Source organism: Nocardiopsis sp. FR4, from assembly GCF_009830945.1.
Classification (GTDB): Bacteria; Actinomycetota; Actinomycetes; order Streptosporangiales; family Streptosporangiaceae; genus Nocardiopsis.
On record NZ_VWVV01000024.1, the window covers coordinates 55,762 to 76,590 of the forward strand.

The following is a 20,829-nucleotide window of genomic DNA, read 5'->3' on the forward strand; positions in this document are numbered from 1 at the left end:
TGTCCTGCTGTGTCCGGGAACGGTGCGCGGCGCACCGCCGGTTCAGGCCTCGGCGCGCAGCCGGGGCAGGACCTCGCGGGCGTAGAAGTCGAAGAAACCCTCCTGGTCGTCGCCGACCTGGCAGACGTAGACCTCGTCCACACCGGCCTCCAGGTAGGGGCGGAAGGCCGCCACGTGCGCCTCGGGGTCGGGTCCGCAGGTGATCTGCCCGGCCACCATCTCCTCGGTGACCAGTTCCTCGGTGAGCTGCTCGAAGTGGCGCGGCAGGGGCAGCAGTTGGGGCGCCTCGCCCGTCAGCGCCTCGTTGGGCCACCGCTCGCGGGCCACCCGCCGGGCCTCCTCCTCGGTGGGCGCCCAGCAGACCTTGAGCCCGCCCTGGACGGGTTTGCCGTCACCGCCCCCGGCGCGGAAGCCCTCGATGGTCTCCTGGCTTGGCGCCACCTGGATGAGGCCGTCGGCCTCCCGGGCGGCGAGGCCCACCGCCTTGGGGCCGAACGCGGACATGTAGACCCTGGGCGGTTCCTCCGGCAGGGTGTACAGGCGCGCGGTGTCGACCTCGTAGTGCTCCCCCCTGTGGGTGACGAGCTTGCCCGTCCACAGCTTGCGCATCACCTCCAGGGCCTCCTCCAGCATCGACAGCCTGCGGGCGGCGGGCGGCCAGGGCTGGCCGAGGATGTGCTCGTTGAGGGCCTCTCCGGTGCCCACACCCAGGATGAACCCGCCCCGGACCATCGACGCGGAGGTGGCGGCGGCCTGTGCGACCACCGCGGGGTGCACGCGCGTGGTCGGGCAGGTCACGGCCGTGGTGACCGGCAGGGACGTCACCTGGCCGATGGCGCCGACCACCGACCACACGAAGGGGCTCTGCCCCTGCGCGTCCAGCCAGGGGTGGTAGTGGTCGGAGATCCACAGGGCCTCGAACCCGGCGGCCTCCGCGGCCCTGGCCTGGCGCACCAGCTCCTGGGGGCCGTGCTCCTCACTGGCGAGAAAGTATCCGAAGCGCGTCACGTACCGCTCCCCCCGTTTCCCGTCGCTGCTTCCTCCCGCGGACGCTCCGCCCCCGGGGCGGTCCGGACCGCCCCGGGGGCGCGTTCACCCCTGCCCGGACCCGCCGTCCTCGTGCGGCCCCTCGCCGCCCGGCCCCTGGTTGAGGCGTCGGCTGGCCCGCTCGTTGAGCCCGGTGACCAGTTTGACCGCCCGGTTGGCCGCGCCCGTGTCCGCCCGGCTGCCGGGCCGCTCCCCCGCCCCGTCGGGCGCGTCGGGCAGCAGCCGGTCCATGACGCCCATGAGGTTCTGGACCAGGGAGGGGCTCAGGCCCCGGGCGGCGATGGCCGCCCGGGCGAGCGGGGTGAGCACCACGTGGCTGCGCCCGCGCGCGGCCCCCTCCACGATCCGGGAGGCCGCGCGCGGGGCGTTCACCGAGACCAGGGGCAGGCCCGCCCCCAAGGAGAACCAGGTGTACTCCCGCTCGGGGTCTCCCGAGAACACGGCGGCCTTGTGCGAGCCGGTGCGCATCAGGCCCGGTACGACGGTGGTGACCCGCACGCCCCGCTCCGCCAGCTCTCCGCCCAGCCCCTCCGACAGGGCGACCTCGGCGAACTTGGCGCAGGAGTAGGGCAGCAGATGCGGCACGCTCAGGTAACCGCCGATGGAGGTGATGGTGACCAGGGACCCGCGGGTGCGCTCCAGCGGGCCGAGCGCGGCCCGCGAGATGCGCAGGGGAGCCCAGAACATCGTCTCCATGGCGTCGCGGAAGTGCTCCTCGGAGAGCACCTCCTGCGGTCCGACCTGGATGATCCCGGCGTTGTTGACGACGAAGTCCAGGCGGCCGAAGACCTCGGCGGCCTCCTCCACCAGGCTCGCGACCCGCTCCGGGTCGCGGATGTCGCACTCGATGCCGTGGGCGCGCACGCCCCGGGCCTCCAGGTCCGCCACCGCCCGGTCGAGTTCGTCCCGGTCACGCGCGCAGATCACCACCGAGGTGCCGCGCGAGCCGAATTCGCGGGCCATCTGCAGGCCCAGTCCGCGCGAGCCGCCGGTGATGAGCGCGACCCGGCCGGGCAGCCGGGTGGTCCGGGGCCGTCCGGCCAGCGCCGCGGCGCCCACGCCCGCGAGGGCTCCGGTCGCGGCCCAGGCCGCCGTCCCGCCGCGGCGGCGCCGGGGCGGGGGTTCGGGCTCGTCCCTGTTCCTCAGTCGCGACACCGCCCAGCCCGCGACGGCCAGGGCCAGGGATGTCTTGCCGCGCATCACCGGCCGCTCCGTCCGTCGTGTCCGCGGGTCAGGTGCGCGGTAGGTGCCACCGCCATGTCACTCCCTGTGCGTCGAACGTTCCAGGGGGATGTGGGTGTACGGCTACCCGGGCGGCCCCGCCGGAAACGGCGCGTGCCCGCCCGGGCGCGTACCGGGTCCGCCCCCGGGTCGGCTCCCGTCCGGGCGCGCGGCCCCGGAGTCGCTCAGGCCCCGCTGCCGACGAGCTCGCGTACGTCGCGGGGCAGGGCCTGGCGGACCCTGTCCATGATCTCGCCGGTGGTGGCCTCGTCCAGGACCTCGAACACCGCGCGGGTGCTGTGCGAGGCCTGGGGCTCGTCGCTGTGCGCGCGCTGGGCCACCCGGCTGAGGAACTCCGGGGCGTCGAAGGCCTCGGCGCCCGGCCCCTGCTCGGTCTGGCGGGTCATCCGGCGCACGTTCTCCCCGATCCCCCGCGGCAGCTGGGCGGCCAGGTCGTCGCCGAGCCCGGGGTCGACCCGCTCGGCGAGGGTCTCCAGCGTCGCCCGGGTGGCCTCCTCGGCGGCGCCGCGGCTGTCCAGGCGGGCACGGGCCTGCACCTGCCCGATGAAGGCGTCGTGCCGCATGGTCCTCATCCCCTTCCACTCACTCTGGCTCGGTCCCGCGGCACGCGCGGGACGGACCGGACGGTCCGCGGCGCGGGTGCGGGGTACCGCTCGGATGGACGGCCCGGTCGGGACCGGGAGGCGGAGGCGCTCCGCCTCACTGGCCGCCGGGCTGGTAGTCGCCCTTGGGCTTGGCGGGCTGGTTGGGCACGCCGTGCGGCGGCGGGCTGGAGGCGGGGGCCGCGGTGTCGGTGCTCACCGGGGAGCCGCCGGTCGGCGGTCCGGGCCGCTCGGGTTGGAAGTCCTGGGAGCCCTCGGAGGGCTCCGCCCCCTGCTCCAGGTCGTGCAGCCGGTGGCGCAGCAGTTCCAGGACGTTGACGCGGTTGGCGTGGCTCTCCTCGTAACCGATGAGCTGGCGCATCTGCTCGGCGTCGAGTGAGCGGACACGGTGCTGCAGCGTCCCGACCGGGAGTCCCTCGTATCCCTCGATCGGGGGTGTGGTCTCGTGGTGCATCGACGTTCGCTCCCGTTCTGTCCTGTACGGAGTTGGGGGTGTAGGGGTACGGCTACCCGCCACTCCGGACGGGAAAACGGCAGGTGGACGCCGGGGGACGGGTGTCCGCGCGGTCGCCGTTCCCGGCCGGGCGGGCGGGGGAGGCGACGCGGGGCCGTTGATCGGCGCGCCCCTCGGGAGTAACGTCGGCGCGTGGCCTGCCCCCCGTACGCCGCGCGTGCCGCTGTCAAGCGCGACGGCGCCCTCCCCTTCCCCCTCCCCCGCACAGCCCGGACCGCCGCCCCGTGCGCTGACCGGGCCACCCTCCCCCTTCCCGACCGGACCCCGCCGTGACGGCGCCGCTGTCGCGTGCGCGGCTGCTGGGCTACGGGGTGGGGTCGGTGGGCACCGGCGTCTTCTCCGCCCTGCCCGGCCTGCTGCTCCTGTACTACCTGACCGACGTGCTCGGGGTCACCGCGGGCCTGGCCGGGCTGGTCCTGGTGCTGCCCAAGGTCTGGGACATGCTCGTCGACCCGGTCATCGGGGTGGTCAGCGACGCCGAGGCCGTGCGCACCGGCCGCCGGACGCGGCTCATGCTCTGCGGGGCTCTCTGCCTGCCGGTGCTGTTCGCCGCCGTGTTCGCGGTGCCCGCGCTGCCCCCCGTGTGGTCGGCGGTGTGGGCGGGGTGCGCGTTCGTGCTGGCGACCACGGCGTTCAACCTGTTCCAGGTGCCCTACGTCGCCCTGCCCGCGGAGATCAGTCCGCGCCGGGACCAGCGCGCGCGGGCCATGTCCTGGCGGGTGGTGTGCCTGACCCTGGGCGTCCTGGCCGCGGGCGGTCTGGCCCCGGCGCTCGTGGAGGCCGCCGGCGGGGGCCGTCCGGGCCACCTGGTGATGGGGGCGGTGATCGGGCTGGTGCTGGGCACGGCGATGACCGCCGCCACCCTGGGCACCCGGTGGATCTCCAGCCGCCCCGGGCCGGACACACTGGGCCCGCTGGCCGCCCTGCGCGCGGCACGCGGCAACCGGGCGTTCTTCCGGCTGGTCGCCGCGTTCGCCCCGCAGGCGCTGGCGGTGGCGGTCATGCTGGCCGCCGCCCCCTACGTGGCCGCCCACCTCCTGGGCGCCTACGGGCTGACCTCGGCCATGTTCGCGTGCGTGGTCGGCCCCAGTCTGCTGGCGGTGCCCCTCTGGGCGCGGGCGGCCCGCCGGTTCGGGACGGTGCGCTGCTACCTGGCGGCGACGGTCGCCATGACCGGCGCGGCCCTGCTGCTCCTGCCCGGGGTCCTGGTCGGCTCGGCCGCGCCCGTGCTCGCGGGGACCGCCCTGGTCGGCGCGGGTTACGCCGGGCTGCAGCTGCTGCCGCTGGCGCTGCTGCCCGAGACCGTGCGCGCCGACGCCGGGCGCAGCGGACAGGCCCAGGCGGGCACGTTCACCGGGATGTGGACCGGCCTGGAGACCGGCGCGATGGCGCTGGGGCCGGGGCTGTTCGCGGCCGTGCTGGAGCTGACCGCGTTCCGCCCCTCCACCGCCGCCGAGGCGGTCGCGCAGCCCGCGAGCGCACTGGCCGGCATCGGCGCGGGCTTCTGCGTGCTGCCCGCCGCGCTGTTCCTGGCGAGCCTGGTCCCGCTGCTGGCCCTGCGCCGCCTGCTCCCCGACCCGGAGGCCGGCTCCGCACCCGGCCCGGGCCCCTCGCCGTCCCACCCGCCGCCTCGCCGACCGGCCCCGGTGCGTCCAGCACCCCACACCACCCCGGAGACCACAGTGCTTCCTGAGTCCGGACGCTCCACCGAGGACCTGCTCGCCGAGCTCGCCCGCCTGAGGGAGGACGACCTGCCCCTGCGCGAGGGACGGGTCGCCGCCTACGTGTACGACCACGGCCGCCCCCGGGTGCGCGAGGCAGGGCACCGGGCCTACATGGAGATGGTGGAGGTCAACGGACTCGACCCCACCGCCTTCCCCAGCACCGTCGCCCTGGAGCGGCGGGTGGTGGGCGCGGTCGCCTCCGTCCTGGGCGGCGACGGGACCACTCCGGGGATCTTCACCAGCGGCGGCACCGAGTCGATCATGCTGGCGGTCAAGGCCGCCCGCGACGCGCGTTCCGGCGGCGGCCCGGGCGGGAAGGCCGGCCGGGGGCGCGGCGAGGTGGTGCTGCCGGTGAGCGCGCACCCGGCGTTCCGCAAGGCCTGCCACTACCTGGGACTGGAAACGGTGACCGTTCCGGTGGACCCCGACAGCCTGCGCGCGCTGCCCGACGCCGTCGCGGGGGCTCTGTCCCCCCGGACCGCGCTGGTGGTGGCCTCGGCCCCGTCCTACCCCCACGGCGTGGTCGACCCCGTGGCCGGGATCGCCGCTCTGGCCGCCGAACGGGGCGTGCCCTGCCACGTGGACGCCTGCGTGGGCGGGTGGGTGCTGCCCTGGCTGGAACCGGGGCGGGTGCCCGCCTTCGACCTGTCGGTGCCCGGGGTCACCTCGCTCTCCTGCGACCTGCACAAGTACGGGTACGCGCCCAAGGGGGCCTCGGTGGTGCTGTTCGCCGACGAGGCGCTGCGCCGGGCCGCCTACTTCGCCAGCGCCGACTGGCCCGGGTACACGGTGGTCAACTCCACCGTGCAGAGCAGCAAGGGCGCCGGACCCCTGGCCGGGGCGTGGGCCACCCTGCACGCCCTGGGCGCCGAGGGTTACCGGGAGCTGGCCCGCGAGGCCATGGCCGCCGCGGACCGCCTCCGCGCGGGGGTGGCCGCGATCCCCGGGCTGCGGGTGCTGGGCGAGCCGGACGCGCCGCTGGTGGCGCTGGCCTCCGACGAGGTGGACGTGTTCGTGCTCGCCGACCGGGTGGCCGCCTCGGGCTGGTACCTGCAGCCGCAGCTGTCCTACGCGGGCCTGCCCGCCAACCTGCACCTGACCCTGACCGGGGTGTCGCTGGCCGGGGTCGAGGACCTGCTGCGGGTGCTGGCCGAGGCGGTCCCGGCGGTACGGGGGGCGCGCCCGCCGGTTCCGGAGGGGCTCGCCGAGGCGGTCGCCGGGCTGGACCTGTCCGCCCTGGACGACGCGGGGTTCGCCGCGCTGCTGGCCTCGGTGGGGGTGGCCCCGGGCGCGCCGGGCGGCTCGGGCACGGCTGTGGTCAACACGGTCCTGGACGGTCTGGCGCCCGCCGAGCGCGAGGCGCTGTTGGTGCGCTTCCTGTCCGCGCTGTACTCTCCGCACGCCGGTTGACCCCGCGGCAGCGCTCGAACCCGCGGGCACCGCGCACAGCCACCCGAGGAGAGAAGGACACATGACCTACGTCGCCGCCCCGACACGGTACGACACGATGCCCTACCGGCGGTGCGGCCGCAGCGGGCTGCGCCTGCCCGCGCTGTCCCTGGGCCTGTGGCACAACTTCGGCCACGACCGCGGCATCGAGGACCAGGGCGCGATCCTGCTGCGCGCGTTCGACCTGGGGGTGACCCACTTCGACCTGGCCAACAACTACGGCCCGCCGCCCGGGTCGGCCGAGGAGAACTTCGGCCGTGTGATGGCCCGCCACCTGCGCCCCTACCGCGACGAGATCGTGGTCTCCACCAAGGCCGGGTACCTGATGTGGCCCGGTCCCTACGGCGAGTGGGGCTCGCGCAAGTACCTGCTCTCCAGCCTGGACCGGAGCCTGGAGCGGATGGGGCTGGAGTACGTGGACGTCTTCTACCACCACCGCCCCGACCCGGACACCCCGCTGGAGGAGTCCATGGGCGCGCTGGACACGGCTGTGCGCCAGGGCAAGGCGCTGTACGCGGGCGTGTCCAACTACTCCCCCGAGCAGACCCGGCGGGCCGCCGAGATCCTGCGCGGCCTGGGCACGCCGATGCTCATCCACCAGCCCTCCTACTCCATGTTCAACCGGTGGGTGGAGGACGGCCTGCTCGACGTCCTGGACGAGGTGGGCGCCGGTTCCATCGCCTACTCGCCGCTGGCGCAGGGCCTGCTGACCGACCGCTACCTCAACGGGGTCCCGGAGGGGTCCCGGGCGGCGGGCAGCAGTCCGTTCCTGACCGCGGAGGGCATCACCGAGCGGGCGCTGGAGCGGGTGCGCGCCCTGGACGGCATCGCGCGGCGGCGCGGACAGTCGCTGGCCCAGATGGCGCTGGCCTGGGTGCTGCGCGGCGGGCGGGTGACCTCGGCGGTGATCGGCGCGAGCAGCGTCGCGCAGCTGGAGGACAGCGTGGCGGCGGTCGGCGACCTGGACTTCGACGCCGCGGAACTCGCCGAGATCGACGAGTACGCCCGCGCGGACTGACCGGCGGGACGGCGGCCCCGCTCCCGGGGGCCGCCACCTGCGCGGACGCCGCCATCCAGCCACCAATCACCGCTCTGACCAGCGCATCGGCCCTGTGAGACGAAACACGACCGGTTTGGCCCGGCGATCACGGGTAGTCGCACCTGTACGCACCAGGACATCACAGTCCTATTACGGAAAGGCGGTGCAGACAGCGTGAAGAACGTGTTCGTGGTCGGCCTGGACGAGCACAACCTGCAGATCCTGCGCAGGACTCCGACCGGGCGCCACTGCGAGTTCCACCAACTCCTGACCCTGGACGAGCTCCAGCTGGGTGAGGTCGACATCAACGCCCTGCTGGACAAGGCCAACCGGATCCTGGACGACTTCGAGGGCAGCGTCGACGCGATCGTCGGCTACTGGGACTTCCCGGTGACCCTCTTCGTCCCCATCCTGTGCTCCAGCCGCGGCCTGCCCTCGGCCTCCCTGGAGTCGTTCGTCAAGTGCGAGCACAAGTACTGGAGCCGGCTGCTCCAGAGCGAGGTCATCGAGGAGCACCCCGCCTTCTCCCTCATCGACTTGGAAGACGACCCCCGCCCCCCCAAGAGCCCCGGCTACCCCATGTGGCTCAAGCCGGTGAAGTCGATGTCCTCCGAGCTCGCCTACCGCGTCGAGGACGACGAGGCGTTCGAGGAGGCCGTGCGCCTGCTCCGCGAGGGCGTGGGACGGATCGGCCGCCCCTTCCAGCAGATCCTGGACCGGGTCGACCTGCCCGAGGAGATCTCCTCCCTCAGCCCCTACACCGCGCTGGCCGAGGGCGCGCTGCACGGTGTGCAGGCCGCGGTCGAGGGCTACGTGTACCGGGGCGAGGTCGTGGTCTACGGCGCGCTGGACTCGGTCGACTACCCCGGCAGCCCCGTGTTCCTGCGCCACCAGTACCCCTCGGCGCTGCCCGAGGAGGTGCAGCGGCGGATGGCCGACGTCGCCACCCGCGTCATCGAGAAGGTCGGCATGGACAACGCGACCTTCAGCGTGGAGTTCTTCTACGACCCGGTGGAGGAGGGCCTCAACGTCCTGGAGGTCAACACCCGCCACTCCCAGTCCCACGCGGAGATCTTCGAACTGGTGGACGGGATCGCCAACCACGAGCGCATGCTCCGGCTGGCCTTCGGCCAGGACCCGCGCCTGCCCGACGACGCCCGGGGCGAGTTCAACGTGGCGGCCGAGTGGTACTACCGCCGGTTCGACGACGGCCTCACCACCCGCGTGCCCACCCCCGAGGAGGTGGCCGCGCTGGAGGAGTCGCTGGGCGGCGTGACCATCGAGATCGTCCCCGAGGAGGGCCAGCGCCTGTCGGAGCTGAAGGCCCAGGACAGCTACAGCTACGAGCTCGCCAAGATCACCATCGGGGCCGAGGACGAGACCGAGATGCGCGCCAAGTACGAGCGCTGCGTGGAGGAACTCCGGTTCGAGTTCGAGGAGGACGACTCGGTCGGCAAGCTCACCAACTACTGAGGGGAGGCCCCGCGGCATGCACGTGGCCACCAACCTGCCGCACGCCGTGCAGTCCGAGGAACACGTGTGGATCCCGATGTCGGACGGGGTGCGCCTGGCCGCCAGGATATGGCGGCCCACCTCCTCCGACGTCACCCCGGTGCCCGCCGTGCTGGAGTACATCCCCTACCGCAGGCGCGACCTGACGTCCGTGCGCGACTCCATGCACCACCCCTACATAGCCGGGCACGGATACGCCTGCGTCCGCGTGGACCTGCGCGGCACCGGTGACTCCGAGGGCGTGCTTACCGACGAGTACCTCGAACGCGAACAGCGGGACGCCGAGGAGGTCCTGGCCTGGCTGGCCGAACAGCCCTGGTGCGACGGCAGCACCAGCATGATGGGCCTGTCCTGGGGCGGGTTCGCCGCGCTACAGGTGGCGGCGCGCCAGCCCCCCAGCCTCGGCGCGATCGTCATCAGCTCCTTCACCGACGACCGCTACGGCGACGACTTCCACTACATGGGCGGCTGCCTGCTCTCGGACAACCTCGCCGAGGCGGGGACGATGTTCGCGGCCGCCACCTGCCCGCCCGACCCGGTGGTGGTCGGCGACGAGTGGCGCAACATGTGGCGCGAGCGGCTGGAGGAGACCGAGCCGTGGGTGCTGGAGTGGCTGCGCCACCAGCGGCGCGACGACTACTGGCGGCACGCCTCGGTGAACGAGGACTACTCGGACGTGCGCTGCCCGGTGCTGGCCTCCAGCGGGTGGGCCGACGGCTACTCCAACGCGGTCTTCCGGCTGCTGCAGAACATCCAGGCGCCCGCCCGGGGGCTGATCGGCCCCTGGTCGCACCGCTACCCGCACATGGGCTACCCCGGCCCGGCCATCGGCTACCTCCAGGAGGTGGTGCGCTGGCTGGACCACTGGCTCAAGGGCGAGGACAACGGCGTGGACGAGGGGCCCGCGCTGTGGGCGTGGATGCAGGACAGCGTCCCGCCCTCCACCGCCTACCACGAGCGCCCCGGCCGCTGGATCCGCGAGGACGAGTGGCCCGCGCCGACCGTGAAGTACCGGGGGTACCCGCTGGCCAAGTACCGGATCGGCTCCCCCGGCGAGGAGGTCGAGGCCGAGTCGCTGACGCTGCAGTCGCCGCTGACCGTGGGCCAGTTCGCCGGCAAGTGGGCCTCCTACAACGCCCCGCCCGACCTGCCCTACGACCAGCGCGAGGAGGACGGCGGTTCCCTGGTCTTCGACAGCGACGTGCTGGCCGAGGACGTGGAGATCCTGGGCGCCGTCGAGATGGAGCTGGAGGTCTCCGTCACCGAGCCGGTGGCCCAGATCGCGGCCCGCCTGTGCGACGTCGCGCCCGACGGCAGCGCCACCCGCGTGACCTACGGGCTGCTCAACCTCACCCACCGGGAGTCGCACGAGCACCCCACCGAGGTGGAGCCCGGCGAGATCTACCGGGTGAAGATCACCCTCAACGGCGTCGCCCAGGCCTTTCCCGCGGGCCACAGGATCCGGCTGTCGCTGTCCACCTCCTACTGGCCGCTGGCCTGGCCCCCGCCCAAGCCGGTACTGCTGACCGTCCACCCCCAGAACAGCACCCTCTGGCTGCCGGTGCGGCCGGTCCCCGAGGCGGAGGAGCGGGATCCGCGGCCGTTCGGGGAGCCAGAGGCGGCGCCGGAGATCTCCACCACGCGCCGCGAGAAGCCGGAACACCGCTGGAGCGTCCACCGTGACCTGGTGGACACCCACTCGTCGCTGGAGATCGTCAAGGACGGCGGGATCCTGCACTTCGACGACATCGACCTGGACGTGGGGCGGCGCGCCTACGAGCTCTACGAGTCGGTGGCCGGGGACTTCACGTCCACGCGCGGCCAGTCGACCTGGACGATGCGCTTCGCCCGGGACGGATGGAGCACCCGGACCGAGACCCACACGTCGCTGGAGTGCACCGAGACCGAGTTCAAGGTGTACGCGACGCTGGACGCCTACGAGGGGGACGAGCGGGTCTTCTCCCGGCAGTGGAGCGAGAGTCTGCCCCGCGACCACCTGTGAGCGGGGCCGACGGTCCGAGACGGTAGTGAACCGACCTGGGAGGAAGCGGTTCCGATGCCCACACAGACGGAGGGCCGCCGGGCGGGACACGCGTCGGAGACGGCGCGTGTCCTGGCCTCGGTCCTGTTGCCCAACGTGGCGCGGGGCGTGATCCTGCGCCGCCCGCTGGCCACCGGCCTGGCCGCGGGGCTGGACACCGATCGTGCGGCCGCCGGGGTCCTGCACGGCCTGCGCGAACGCCACGGCGACGACCCGTTCCCGATCAGCCTCGCGGGGCGGCGGGCGGCCGTGGTGCTGGCCCCGGAGGACGTGGAGCGGCTGCTGCGGGAGACCCCGGAGCCCTTCTCCCCCGGCGGCCGGGAGAAGAGCGGCGCGCTGTCGCACTTCCAGCCGCACGGGGTGCTGGTCTCCGAGCACGCGGACCGGCCGCGGCGGCGCTGGGCCAACGAGGCCGCCCTGGTACCGGGCCAGGCGATCCACCCGGACGGGGACACCCTGGCGGCCCAGGCCGACGAGGAGGCGCTCGCCCTGGCCCTGGCGCTGGAGGGCGACCTGGACTGGCGGCGGTTCTCCCGGTCCTTCAACGCGATGGCCCGCCGGGCGGTCTTCGGCGCCTTCGCCGCGCGGGACTACCGGACCACCGAACTGCTGCGGGCGCTGCGGGCGCGGGCGAACTGGGCCTACCTCGCCCCCGCCCGCCGCGCGACCCGGACCGAGTTCCTGGACCGGGTCCGCGCCAACGTGGAACGGGCCGAGCCGGGCAGCCTCGCCGCGCGGCTGGCCGAGGACGCCGCCGAGGACGCGGACGTGCGTCCCGAGGAGCAGGTGGCGCACTGGCTGTTCGCTTTCGACGCGGCGGCCATCGCCGCGTTCCGCGCCCTGGCGCTGCTGACCTCGCTCAGCCCCGGAGGGCACGAGGTACGCGAGGAGATCGAGGACCGCGAGGGACTCGACCTGCCCCTGCTGCGGGCGACGGTGCGCGAGTCGGTGCGGCTGTGGCCGACCACGCTCATGATCATCCGGGAGGGCACACGTGAGACCTTCTGGCGGGAGCGGTCCTTCGAGGCGGGGACCGCGTTCCTGGTCGTGAGTTCCTACTTCCATCGGGACTCCACGCGCCTGCCCTACGCCGACGCGTTCGAACCGGGGATCTGGCTCGACGGGCGTGCCGCGCGCGAGCCGGCGCTGGTGCCCTTCAGCGGCGGCCCGGCCGAGTGCCCGGCGGTCGACCTGGTGCCGCTGGCGGTGTCGCTGTTCCTGCGCTCGCTGGTGCGCGGCAGGCGCCCGGCCCGGGCGGACGCCGGCGGCCCGCTGCCCGCGTCGGGGCTGCCCCGGTCGCTGAACCACTTCGCACTGCGGTTCTCACTGTGAACCCGGTACCGCGAGGAGGAGAGATGAGCGTTGTCGAACAGATGCTGACCACCCATCCCGACCGCCGGGACGCCGGGGTCGAGGAGAAGCTGCGGGCCTGTATCGAGGCCTGTGGGGCGTGTGCGCAGGCGTGTGCCCTGTGCGCGGACGCCTGCATGAGCGAGCGGGACGCGGCGGACCTGCTGCGGTGCGTGCGCGCGGACCTGGACTGCGCCGACCTGTGCGAGACCACCCAGCGGGTGCTCTGCCGCCGGACCGAGGGCGAGGACGCCCTCGTCCGCGCACTGGTCAAGGCCTGCGCGGAGGCGTGCCGCATGTGCGGCGAGGAGTGCGAGCGCCACGCCCCGACCCACGAGCACTGCTGGGTGTGCGCCGAGGCGTGCCGCCGGTGCGAGAGCGCGTGCCGCGAGCTGCTCGCGGCCCTGTGAAGCGGAGGTAGTCGATGGAGTGGCCGACGCTCGGCTGGCTGTTCGGGATCCTGGTGGCCATCGCCGTCCCGATCGCGTTGATCTTCCTGGTGCTGTGGATCATCCGCAGGGATACGATCCGCAAGCAGGAGGCGGTGCGCTCGCCGGACTACTGGAAGGAGCGGCCCGAGGGCAGGCGGTACCCGACCGGGTACGACAAGATGCCCGGGCTGGGGACCGCCCGGCCGGGCGAGGGCACCACGGGCGAACCTCCGACCGGGGAGGACCACAGGCCGCCCCCGGAGGGCGGAGACCCGCCGGGCGGCACGCCCGAGGACGGCTGGGGGCCGCCGGAGGCCGGGCGCTGACCTCAGACGCGGTCGGCGGGGAAGCCGCCGGTGGCCACCGGGCCCCACCGCCTGGGGGTGACGCGGACCAGCGCCTTGCCCTGGCGGCGCATGGCCTGGCGGTACTCGTCCCAGTCGGGGTGCTCGCCGGAGATGACGCGGAAGTACTCGACGAGGGGCTCGACGGCGTCCTCGCCGTCGATGACCTCCGCCTCCCCGTCGACCTGGACCCAGGGGCCGTCGAAGTCCTCGGACAGGACCACCACGCTGACCCGGGGGTCGCGCCGGGCGTTGCGGGTCTTGGCGCGCTCGGGGTAGGTGGAGACCACGATGCGGCCCCGGGCGTCCACCCCGCAGGTGACGGGCGAGGCCTGGGGTTCGCCGTCCGACCTGCGGGTGATGAGCAGGGCGCGGTGGCGGGGGCGGACGAACTCCAGCAGGCCGTCCAGGCCGACACGGGTGTTGGTGGCGATCGAGGGGCTCATGGTCTCGCTTTCCGTGTGGGTGCCGGGGGTCAGCCTACTGCCGTCCACACGCCGAGCGCCGGGGCCGTGACGGCCCCGGCGCTCCGGAGGACCTACTCGAAGTCCTCCCGGCTGAGGTTCTGCTCCTCCATGGCGTCCTGCAGCTCGGCCTCCAGCTCCTCCCGGGTGTCCGGCTTCCGGGCGTCGTCGCTGTGGTCGCCCTTCACCACCTGGTCGGTGTCCGTGGTCTTGGGCCTGGACTCCTCCGGAACGCTCATATTCGCCTCCTCCCTGTTGGATGCCTGTGGCCGCCCCTACCCGGCACCACCAGCGGTCACACGCCTCACCAGCACCAGGAGTAGCCCTGCATCCGCAAGGAGCACCGGTGGATACCGTTGGCCGTCATCGGGGGGCCGGGGGCCATCCCCGCGTGCGCGGGGAGCACGTGAACGACCTGCGAACTTACCAGCGGCAAGCAGCCGCTTTTCCAACTTCCAGAAAGACGGACACTGGCGACATAAAACCCAAAAACCCCACAAGCTCTACTGTCGTCACCGAAAGCCAGGCTTCCAGGAAGGCGCGGACTGCTTCGCCACCGTCAGCACGCCAAGGTCGGGCGGTTCGGGAGGCGGCCTTGTCCATACATACTTTCTGCGCGATTGAGACTTTCCGGGGTGGAATCCGGGCAGCGGATACGGAGAGGCCGGGTCCGCGGAGCCGCGTAGGAGACGTCCATGCCGCACAACTCGACCGAGACGCACACGCTGAAGGTGCCGGGTGCCAGAATCCACTACGAGGTCCGGGGCTCGGGCCCGTGCTGGTGCTGATCCCCGGCGGCCCGCAGGACGCGGGGGTCTTCGCCGGGCTCACCGAGCACCTGGCCGACCGGTACACGACCGTCACCTACGACCCCCGGGGCAACTCGCGCAGTCCTCTGGACGGCGAACCGGAGGAGCAGCGGGTGGACGTGCACAGCGACGACGCGGCGCGTCTGATCGCAGAGGTGGCGGGCGGGCCGGTCCGGGTGTTCGGTAACAGCGCGGGCGCCCAGGTCGCGCTCGACCTGGCATCGGTACACGCGGTCGTCGCGCACGAGCCGCCCTGTGTACTGATGCTCGAAGACCCCTCGGAGGCCATGGCGCGGGGGCGCGAGGTCTACGAGACCTTCACGGAGGAGGGCGCGGAGGCGGCGATGGGCGAGTTCCTGGTGCTGAACGGCCTGGAGGACAGCACGTGGCCCGGGGACGAGGAGACCAGGGAGCGCGTGAACGGGAACCTCGCGTACTCCTTCGCCCACGGGTTGCTGCCGGTGACCGCGTACCGGCCCGACGCGGACGCATTGCGCGTGCCGCTGGCGGTGGGCCTGGGCGGGGAGTCGAGGGGTTCGGCCATCCACGACATCGGCCTCGCCCTGGTGCGGCGGCTCGGCACCGAACCGGCGGTCTTCCCCGGCGACCACCTGGGGTTCGGCTCCCGCCCGGCCGCCTTCGCCGACACCCCGCACCGCGCACTGGACGGGATCTGACCGGTGCGCGCGTGGCCGGGAACGCTCCCGGCCGCGCGCGCACGGGGCCTTCAGTCCCTGCGGGCCCCCTCGGGCCAGATGACGTCGACCGGCACGCCCCTCCCGCGCGCCGCCTCCACGGCGTCGCCCGTGCCGCCCCTGCCGCCCGAGGGCTGGCCGTCCCACACCGCGAAGAGGCGGTCGATCCCGTTCAGGACGGCTTCGTTGGCGTCCACGTAGGCGGAGGATCCGGCCTTGCGGTGGGGCATGTAGCGCACCAGGGAGGAGTGCACGAGCAGCTCGTCGAAGCCGTCGAGGTCCTCGGGTTTGACCTTGGCCTCCCGGTAGTCGGCGGAGGGCAGCACGACCTCGAGCCGTCCCCCGGCGTCGAGCACGGCCTGGGCGAAGAGCTGGTCGGCGCCGCGCGCCAGGCACGAGACTCCGACGAGCTCCCCGCCGGTGTAGGGGACGAGCGCCGCGTCCAGTGCCTTGCGCACCAGCGCCACGCTGTCGGCTGACAGATTCGAATGACCAGTGATTCCGATCCGAGTCACGTCATCCCTTTCACATTTCGCTGATGGTGCAGCAGCGTATGTGATAACTCGTCACGGACTTCAGCCACCTCCGGGTCTCGGTGGTGCGCGGCGGACTCGGTGTACCAGTCGCTGAGCCGCCTGCGCACCCGGCCCGACCCCAGGGAGCGCTCCAGCGCCACGGCCTCGCGCACCACCCGGGCCGACTCGGCGGGCTCGTCCAGCAGCAGGTAGGTGCGTCCGAGGCCGACGAGGTCGAAGGCCCTGCCGCGCTTCCTGGCCGGGTCCCTCAGGCGGAGCGCCCGGGTGATGTAGGCGGCCGAGGACTCCGCGTGCCTGCGGCGCGCCGAGCGGTCCTCCCGGCTGGCGGCCAGGTCGCGGTAGCGGGCGCCGACCACCCCGGAGAGCTCGGCGTGGTCGAAGTTGCCCACCCAGTCCGGCACCTCCTCGGAGCCCCCCTCGGCGAGGAGGTCCTCGGCCTGGACCACCGTGCGGTGGTAGGCCTCCGGGCGGCCCATCCGGGCGTAGGACCAGCCCTCGCGCGTGCGCAGCATGGCCCGCACGCGGGCGGGCGCGCCCGCCGCGCCGTCCAGGGCCAGGCGGGAGATGTCGAGGGCGTCGTCGGGGCGGTGCAGGTCCAGCATCTGCCGGGCCATGTCCGCCAGCACCCCGAGGCCGTAGACGCGGTGCTCCGGCCCGGCCTGGTGCAGCGCGCGCAGGGAGAGGGTGTAGTACCGCTGCGCGGTCGGGTGGTCCCCGGCGTCGAACGACATCGAGGCCACGATCTTGGACAGCTGGGCCATCACCTTGAACAGCCGTACCTGGACGGAGGAGGCCTGGGGGACGCCGACGAGTTCGGACACCTCCGAGAGCTGCCCGATGACCGCCTTGCGGCGCACGCCCAGGCGCCAGCGGTCGTCCCAGTGCCGCAGCGCCACGGTGGCGGACTCGATGCGGCGCAGCTCGGATTCGCCGATGCCGCCGCGGCCGTTCCCCGGTGCGGCCGCCCGGGGAAGCAGCCAGTGCTCAAGTGTCTCCGTCAACGTGGCGCCCACGAGGAGCGCTCCGCCGACCGCGAATGCGTCTCTGCGTTTCATCAGGTCCTTCAGCGTGATCTCGACGATGTCCTGGGCTGTTCTGGACGCGGACCATAAATCACCCATTGAGGATTGTGTCCAGGAATCGTCCGCTGAATACTCGGCGTCCGCCAGGCCGAGGGCCCGGCGGGCCGAGGAGGGCATCGCCAGACCCGCGGCGACGCGCTGCCACGTCTCCAGCGCGGTCACCGCGCGCCGTCCGGACATGATCGCGCTCACGTGCGGCTGGGCCATGTCGACCGCGGCGCCGATCGCCTGCTGACTGGCGCCCGTGTGCTGTCGGACCAGGCTGAAGAGCGTGCCCGCGTCGCGCCCGGCGAGCGCCCGGAGGACGTCGGGGCGCGACCAGAAGGCCGGGGGCATACGTGGACCGACCAGGGGGTTCGTCATTCATACCGCCGGTGTATATCGGCATGGAATTGCGGCTTCGCGGGCGCACGGCGTTTGATCTCTGTAGTAATCCCTACCCGGAATCAAACGCCCCGGTAATGGACGCAAGACCCTAGTTTCGTTCGTGCCCGGGGGAACCCCGAGGAGAAGTGCGGTGACCTCCACTTTCCAGGGCCGACCCAGCTCCCGGCGGAGGAGGCGTCCCAGATGATCCCGCAGCACCGAAGACTGGTCGAGAGCCTGGAGCTGCCCCCCGAGTGGCGGGGCGCCTTCGCCGCGGTCCCCCGGCACCTGTTCCTGCCGGACACGATCACCGACAGCGTCACGGGTGAGACCGTCGACTGGTACGAGGACGAGGAGCGGTGGTTGGAGGTCGCCTACAGCGACACCCCCGTCACGACACAGGTCGACGACGGGGGCCGCTACGGTCCCGGGGAGCCGACGTCCACGTCACCGGCTCCGTCCGTGGTCGCCGCGACGCTGCGGCGCCTGCGCGCGGCACCGGGCATGCGGGTGCTGGAGGTGGGCACCGGCAGCGGGTACGGCGCCGCCCTGCTCGCCCACTACCTGGGCGACGACGCCGTGGTGTCGGTGGAGCTGGACTTCGAGCTCGCCGAACAGGCCCGGATCCGGCTCATGAGCGCGGGGTACACGCCCCTGGTGGTCGGCGGCGACGGCCTTCGGGGCTGGGCGGGGAACGCGCCCTACGACCGGGTGGTCAGCGCGGTGGCGGTGCGGCGGGTGCCCTACGCGTGGGTCGCGCAGAGCCAGCCGGGGGGCCGGATCCTGGTGCCGTGGGGGAACGCCTTCCACCACGGGGCCGTGGCCGACCTCGTGGTCGGCGCGCACGGTACGGCCCGCGGGAGGTTCGAGGGGCGGATCGACTGCATGTGGTCGCGCGCGGACCGGGCCCCGCGCGACCTGCTGGAGACCTACGTCCGGCCGGACGCCGACTACTCGGCCACGCGGACCCGGCTGCATCCCGAGGAGGTGGTCGGCGACGCGGACGGCGCCTTCGCGGTGGGGCTGCAGATGCCCAGTGTGTACCGGCGGGTGCGCTACGCGAGCCGCCCCGGGGACCCCCGGTTCACGGTCTTCCTGGTGGACCCGGCCACCTGGTCGTGGGCCTCCTGGCACGTCGACCCCGGGCGGGAGGACCACGAGGTGCGCCAGCACGGCCCCCGGAAGCTGTTCGCCGAACTGGAGGCGGCCCACCTGCTGTGGGAGGAGTCCGGACGCCCGGGTTTCACGCAGTTCGGACTGACCGTCTCCGCCGACCACCAGCTGGTGTGGCTGGACGACGAGAGCCAGATCTTCGCCTCGTCCCGTTAAGCCCCGTCCCGAGGAGGAACCGCGATGACCGTCCTGCCCCGTCCCCGACGACCGCTCGACCTCGACCGGCGGTGGCGGCCGCGCGCCTACCCCGCCGTTCCCGCCGCCATCGGCATCGCCCGAGCCGACCTGCGCGCCGATCTGGCCCTGGTGGTCGGCGCCGGCGCGGAGCTGGTCGCGGCCATGGTGCTGTGCGCCAGCGAGATGTTCGCCGACACCGTCGACCGCGCGCTGTCCCTGGGGGAACCGGAGGATGTGGTGCGCACGCTCGCGCTGCGCCACCCCGCGGAGGGCGGGCGCGTGCTGCGGCTCTCGGTGGCCGAGCGCGAGGCGGCGCGCGCCGTCGCGGGCGTGCCGTGCGCCGACGACTGGGGCGAGGTCGTTCGCGGCCAGGGGCTCGTGCTCGTCGACCACTTCGCCGACCGGTGGGGGACCCGGCGCACGGCCTCGTCCAGCGGGGTGTGCGGCGGGGTGATCTGGGCCGAGTTCGACCTGCCCCGCTAGGGCGGCGTGTCGGGCAGGCCGAAGTACCGGAAGAGGGTGGTGTCGAAGAACATGCCCACGTGGGCGACCCCCTCCGGGGCCAGGCGCAGGACCTGGATCCCGAAGGCCCGGTGGGCGCCGTCGGGCCCGCGCATGTAGAGCGCGAAGGCGGGCTGGCCGTTGGCGCCGGTGGGCACCAGGACCATGTCCCCCGGGCCGCTGGCCGGGCACTGGGCGCTGACGAGGCGCCCGATGCGCCCGGCGCCGCGCACCCAGGTGGCGAAGGGCGGCATCTCGAACACGGCGTCGGCCGTGAAGAGCGAGGTGATGGCCGGGATGTCGTAGGACTCGAAGGCGGCGACGTAGCGGGCGAGGGTCTGGCGCTGGCCGGGCCGGGGCTCGGCCACCTCGTCCTCGTTCGGGGTCACCCGGGCGAGTTGGGCGCGGGCCCGCTGGAGCAGGCTGTTGACCGCGGGCACCGAGGTGTCCAGGGTGTCGGCGACCTCGGCGGCGCTGAAGCGCAGCACGTCGCGCAGGATCAGTACCGCCCGCTGTTTGGGCGGCAGGTACTGCAGGGCGGCGACCAGGGCCAGGCGCACGCTCTCGCGCTCGGCCACGACCGTGCCCGGGTCGTCGGCGCCCACGAGCGCGTCGGGGACCGGTTCCAGCCAGGACAGTTCGGGCCGGTTGACCAGTTCCGCCTCGGGTGTGTCGGTGGGCCCGCCGAGCCCGGTGGGCAGGGGCCTGCGCCGCCTGCCCTCCAGGGCGGTCAGGCAGGCCGTGGTGGCGATCCGGTGGAGCCAGGTGCGCAGGCTGGAGCGGCCCTCGAAGCGGTCGTAGGCCTTCCAGGCGCGCAGGTAGGTCTCCTGTACCAGGTCCTCGGCGTCGTGCACCGATCCCAGCATGCGGTAGCAGTGCGCGAACAGCTCGCGCCGGTAGGGATCGGCGAGCCGTGCGAAGTCCTGGTCGGATGCGTGTTCCACCACGACCGTCACGTTACGCCTCCTGTATGACAGAACACACGTTGCCGAAGGGGTCGGCGAACCACGCCACGGTCGGTTCGCCGCGCGCGATCCCCCTGTCGTCCTGGTCGAAGCCCCCGTAGCGCAGCATCTCCACGCCCCGGCTGACGAGCTCGTCCACGGTGGAGTCGATGTCGTCCACCGGCAGGTTGAGCACGGTGAAGCCCGCGGGCTCGTGGTCGGGCTCGGGGTAGACGAGAACGCCCCCGACGTGGAACAGGCCGTGCTCCTCCATGCCGGCCACGGAGGAGACGGCCAGTCCGAGGGTGTGCTCGTAGAACTCCCGGGCGCGGACGGGGTCGGGTACGGCGAAGGAGCCGAAGGCCCTGGTCGTGTCGGACACGGTGTCCTCCCTAACGGTCGCTCTGCATGGCGGCCCGGTGCTCGTCGCTGAGCTGGATGATCTGGACGTAGTTGCCGTCGGGGTCCAGGGCGGTGCCGAACAGGCTGCCCTCGCGGTCCTCCAGGGGCGCCAGCCACCGGGTGCCGCGCTCGTCCATGCGGGCGGCCACGGCGCGGGCGTCGTCCACGTCGAAGTTGAGGATCATCCGGGCGGGTTCTCCCGCCACGGGACCGACGTCGTCGCGGCGGTCGATGAGCAGGTGGAAGGCGCCGAAGCGCAGGACGCGGTAGTGGTCCACGTCGTCGTCGGACTGGGGCGCCAGGACGGCGGCGTACCAGTCGTGCAGACGGTCGGGGTCGGTGGTGGCGAGCAGCATGCTGTCGAGACTGGGGCGTTCCATGGTCC

General features: G+C 73.4%; 21 protein-coding genes and 1 pseudogene. 11 read left to right on the forward strand and 11 right to left on the reverse strand.

Annotated features, from left to right (window positions below; translation table 11 throughout):
- Positions 1 to 42: 42 nt before the first annotated feature.
- From FYW95_RS19940 to FYW95_RS19955, 4 genes are all read right to left on the reverse strand, one after another.
- Positions 43 to 1,008 (reverse strand): TIGR03557 family F420-dependent LLM class oxidoreductase, encoded by a 966-nt coding sequence (locus tag FYW95_RS19940; RefSeq protein ID WP_159942374.1) that lies wholly within the window; start codon positions 1,006 to 1,008, stop codon positions 43 to 45.
- Positions 1,009 to 1,092: 84 nt separating this feature from the next.
- The gene (locus tag FYW95_RS19945; RefSeq protein WP_159942373.1) at positions 1,093 to 2,247 is read right to left on the reverse strand and encodes an SDR family NAD(P)-dependent oxidoreductase; all 1,155 of its coding nucleotides are present in this window, start codon (positions 2,245 to 2,247) and stop codon (positions 1,093 to 1,095) included.
- A 206-nt stretch (positions 2,248 to 2,453) separates the two neighbouring features.
- Positions 2,454 to 2,852, reverse strand: a complete 399-nt coding sequence (locus tag FYW95_RS19950) for a DUF2267 domain-containing protein (RefSeq protein ID WP_159942372.1) — start codon at positions 2,850 to 2,852, stop codon at positions 2,454 to 2,456.
- A 136-nt stretch (positions 2,853 to 2,988) separates the two neighbouring features.
- On the reverse strand, positions 2,989 to 3,345 hold the full coding sequence (locus tag FYW95_RS19955; RefSeq protein ID WP_159942371.1) for a DUF8129 domain-containing protein: 357 nt from the start codon (positions 3,343 to 3,345) through the stop codon (positions 2,989 to 2,991).
- Between the two features lie 380 nt (positions 3,346 to 3,725).
- On the opposite strand from FYW95_RS19955, the pseudogene FYW95_RS19960 reads away from it, so the two are divergent.
- The 8 genes and pseudogenes from FYW95_RS19960 to FYW95_RS19995 form a co-directional block, all read left to right on the forward strand.
- Positions 3,726 to 4,895: pseudogene (locus FYW95_RS19960) on the forward strand (MFS transporter); the annotation flags it as partial.
- A gap of 192 nt (positions 4,896 to 5,087) precedes the next feature.
- Entirely contained in the window at positions 5,088 to 6,539 is a 1,452-nt protein-coding gene (locus FYW95_RS19965) for a pyridoxal phosphate-dependent decarboxylase family protein (protein WP_201294955.1), read from the forward strand.
- Positions 6,540 to 6,600: 61 nt separating this feature from the next.
- On the forward strand, positions 6,601 to 7,596 hold the full coding sequence (mgrA, locus tag FYW95_RS19970) for an L-glyceraldehyde 3-phosphate reductase (RefSeq protein ID WP_159942370.1): 996 nt from the start codon (positions 6,601 to 6,603) through the stop codon (positions 7,594 to 7,596).
- Positions 7,597 to 7,791: 195 nt separating this feature from the next.
- Positions 7,792 to 9,090: an ATP-grasp domain-containing protein gene (locus FYW95_RS19975; protein WP_159942369.1), complete on the forward strand. Its 1,299-nt coding sequence runs from the start codon at positions 7,792 to 7,794 to the stop codon at positions 9,088 to 9,090.
- Between the two features lie 16 nt (positions 9,091 to 9,106).
- A complete protein-coding gene (locus FYW95_RS19980) occupies positions 9,107 to 11,131 on the forward strand; it encodes a CocE/NonD family hydrolase (protein ID WP_159942368.1) in 2,025 nt (674 codons plus the stop codon).
- A gap of 54 nt (positions 11,132 to 11,185) precedes the next feature.
- On the forward strand, positions 11,186 to 12,502 hold the full coding sequence (locus FYW95_RS28735; protein WP_159942367.1) for a cytochrome P450: 1,317 nt from the start codon (positions 11,186 to 11,188) through the stop codon (positions 12,500 to 12,502).
- 23 nt (positions 12,503 to 12,525) lie between these two features.
- Positions 12,526 to 12,930 (forward strand): four-helix bundle copper-binding protein, encoded by a 405-nt coding sequence (locus FYW95_RS19990; RefSeq protein ID WP_159942366.1) that lies wholly within the window; start codon positions 12,526 to 12,528, stop codon positions 12,928 to 12,930.
- A gap of 14 nt (positions 12,931 to 12,944) precedes the next feature.
- Positions 12,945 to 13,277 (forward strand): hypothetical protein, encoded by a 333-nt coding sequence (locus tag FYW95_RS19995; RefSeq protein WP_159942365.1) that lies wholly within the window; start codon positions 12,945 to 12,947, stop codon positions 13,275 to 13,277.
- A gap of 2 nt (positions 13,278 to 13,279) precedes the next feature.
- On the opposite strand, the gene FYW95_RS20000 is transcribed toward FYW95_RS19995, so the two are convergent.
- Both FYW95_RS20000 and FYW95_RS27810 read right to left on the reverse strand, forming a co-directional pair.
- On the reverse strand, positions 13,280 to 13,741 hold the full coding sequence (locus FYW95_RS20000) for a PPOX class F420-dependent oxidoreductase (RefSeq protein WP_159942364.1): 462 nt from the start codon (positions 13,739 to 13,741) through the stop codon (positions 13,280 to 13,282).
- Positions 13,742 to 13,833: 92 nt separating this feature from the next.
- Entirely contained in the window at positions 13,834 to 13,998 is a 165-nt protein-coding gene (locus tag FYW95_RS27810) for a hypothetical protein (protein WP_201294952.1), read from the reverse strand.
- 536 nt (positions 13,999 to 14,534) lie between these two features.
- On the opposite strand from FYW95_RS27810, the gene FYW95_RS20005 reads away from it, so the two are divergent.
- Positions 14,535 to 15,245, forward strand: a complete 711-nt coding sequence (locus FYW95_RS20005; protein ID WP_370462977.1) for an alpha/beta hydrolase — start codon at positions 14,535 to 14,537, stop codon at positions 15,243 to 15,245.
- A 50-nt stretch (positions 15,246 to 15,295) separates the two neighbouring features.
- Here the strand turns inward: FYW95_RS20005 and FYW95_RS20010 are convergent, their stop codons facing one another.
- On the reverse strand, positions 15,296 to 15,778 hold the full coding sequence (locus FYW95_RS20010) for a hypothetical protein (RefSeq protein WP_159942363.1): 483 nt from the start codon (positions 15,776 to 15,778) through the stop codon (positions 15,296 to 15,298).
- Positions 15,775 to 17,244, reverse strand: a complete 1,470-nt coding sequence (locus FYW95_RS20015; protein ID WP_160050648.1) for an NsdA family TPR-like regulatory protein — start codon at positions 17,242 to 17,244, stop codon at positions 15,775 to 15,777. The genes FYW95_RS20010 and FYW95_RS20015 overlap by 4 nt, the downstream gene beginning before the upstream one ends.
- Positions 17,245 to 17,451: 207 nt before the next feature.
- Between FYW95_RS20015 and FYW95_RS20020 the strand changes: the two genes are divergently transcribed.
- Positions 17,452 to 18,576 carry a methyltransferase domain-containing protein gene (locus FYW95_RS20020; protein WP_159942361.1) on the forward strand — a complete coding sequence of 375 codons (1,125 nt, stop codon included), beginning with the start codon at positions 17,452 to 17,454 and terminating at the stop codon, positions 18,574 to 18,576.
- A gap of 24 nt (positions 18,577 to 18,600) precedes the next feature.
- Entirely contained in the window at positions 18,601 to 19,080 is a 480-nt protein-coding gene (locus FYW95_RS20025; RefSeq protein ID WP_159942360.1) for an ATP-binding protein, read from the forward strand.
- Here FYW95_RS20025 and FYW95_RS20030 read toward each other — a convergent pair.
- The 3 genes from FYW95_RS20030 to FYW95_RS20040 are packed head-to-tail and all read right to left on the reverse strand — an operon-like array spanning position 19,077 to position 20,824.
- Positions 19,077 to 20,054, reverse strand: a complete 978-nt coding sequence (locus tag FYW95_RS20030) for a sigma-70 family RNA polymerase sigma factor (protein ID WP_159942359.1) — start codon at positions 20,052 to 20,054, stop codon at positions 19,077 to 19,079. The genes FYW95_RS20025 and FYW95_RS20030 overlap by 4 nt on opposite strands.
- A gap of 1 nt (position 20,055) precedes the next feature.
- Positions 20,056 to 20,424 carry a VOC family protein gene (locus FYW95_RS20035; protein ID WP_159942358.1) on the reverse strand — a complete coding sequence of 123 codons (369 nt, stop codon included), beginning with the start codon at positions 20,422 to 20,424 and terminating at the stop codon, positions 20,056 to 20,058.
- Between the two features lie 10 nt (positions 20,425 to 20,434).
- Complete coding sequence (locus tag FYW95_RS20040) at positions 20,435 to 20,824, reverse strand: VOC family protein (protein ID WP_159942357.1); 390 nt, start codon at positions 20,822 to 20,824, stop codon at positions 20,435 to 20,437.
- Positions 20,825 to 20,829: the final 5 nt, after the last annotated feature.

Excerpts from the sequence above, each read along its gene's own strand:
- FYW95_RS20020 (WP_159942361.1), top strand. The coding sequence starts at position 17,452 with ATGATCCCGCAGCACCGAAGACTGGTCGAGAGCCTGGAGCTGCCCCCC.
- FYW95_RS19995 (WP_159942365.1), top strand. The coding sequence starts at position 12,945 with ATGGAGTGGCCGACGCTCGGCTGGCTGTTCGGGATCCTGGTGGCCATC.
- FYW95_RS19980 (WP_159942368.1), top strand. The coding sequence starts at position 9,107 with ATGCACGTGGCCACCAACCTGCCGCACGCCGTGCAGTCCGAGGAACAC.
- FYW95_RS19950 (WP_159942372.1), bottom strand. The coding sequence starts at position 2,852 with ATGCGGCACGACGCCTTCATCGGGCAGGTGCAGGCCCGTGCCCGCCTG.
- FYW95_RS20000 (WP_159942364.1), bottom strand. The coding sequence starts at position 13,741 with ATGAGCCCCTCGATCGCCACCAACACCCGTGTCGGCCTGGACGGCCTG.
- FYW95_RS20015 (WP_160050648.1), bottom strand. The coding sequence starts at position 17,244 with ATGACGAACCCCCTGGTCGGTCCACGTATGCCCCCGGCCTTCTGGTCG.
- FYW95_RS27810 (WP_201294952.1), bottom strand. The coding sequence starts at position 13,998 with ATGAGCGTTCCGGAGGAGTCCAGGCCCAAGACCACGGACACCGACCAG.
- FYW95_RS19945 (WP_159942373.1), bottom strand. The coding sequence starts at position 2,247 with ATGCGCGGCAAGACATCCCTGGCCCTGGCCGTCGCGGGCTGGGCGGTG.
- FYW95_RS19990 (WP_159942366.1), top strand. The coding sequence starts at position 12,526 with ATGAGCGTTGTCGAACAGATGCTGACCACCCATCCCGACCGCCGGGAC.
- FYW95_RS20025 (WP_159942360.1), top strand. The coding sequence starts at position 18,601 with ATGACCGTCCTGCCCCGTCCCCGACGACCGCTCGACCTCGACCGGCGG.
- FYW95_RS20040 (WP_159942357.1), bottom strand. The coding sequence starts at position 20,824 with ATGGAACGCCCCAGTCTCGACAGCATGCTGCTCGCCACCACCGACCCC.
- FYW95_RS28735 (WP_159942367.1), top strand. The coding sequence starts at position 11,186 with ATGCCCACACAGACGGAGGGCCGCCGGGCGGGACACGCGTCGGAGACG.
- FYW95_RS19955 (WP_159942371.1), bottom strand. The coding sequence starts at position 3,345 with ATGCACCACGAGACCACACCCCCGATCGAGGGATACGAGGGACTCCCG.
- mgrA (WP_159942370.1), top strand. The coding sequence starts at position 6,601 with ATGACCTACGTCGCCGCCCCGACACGGTACGACACGATGCCCTACCGG.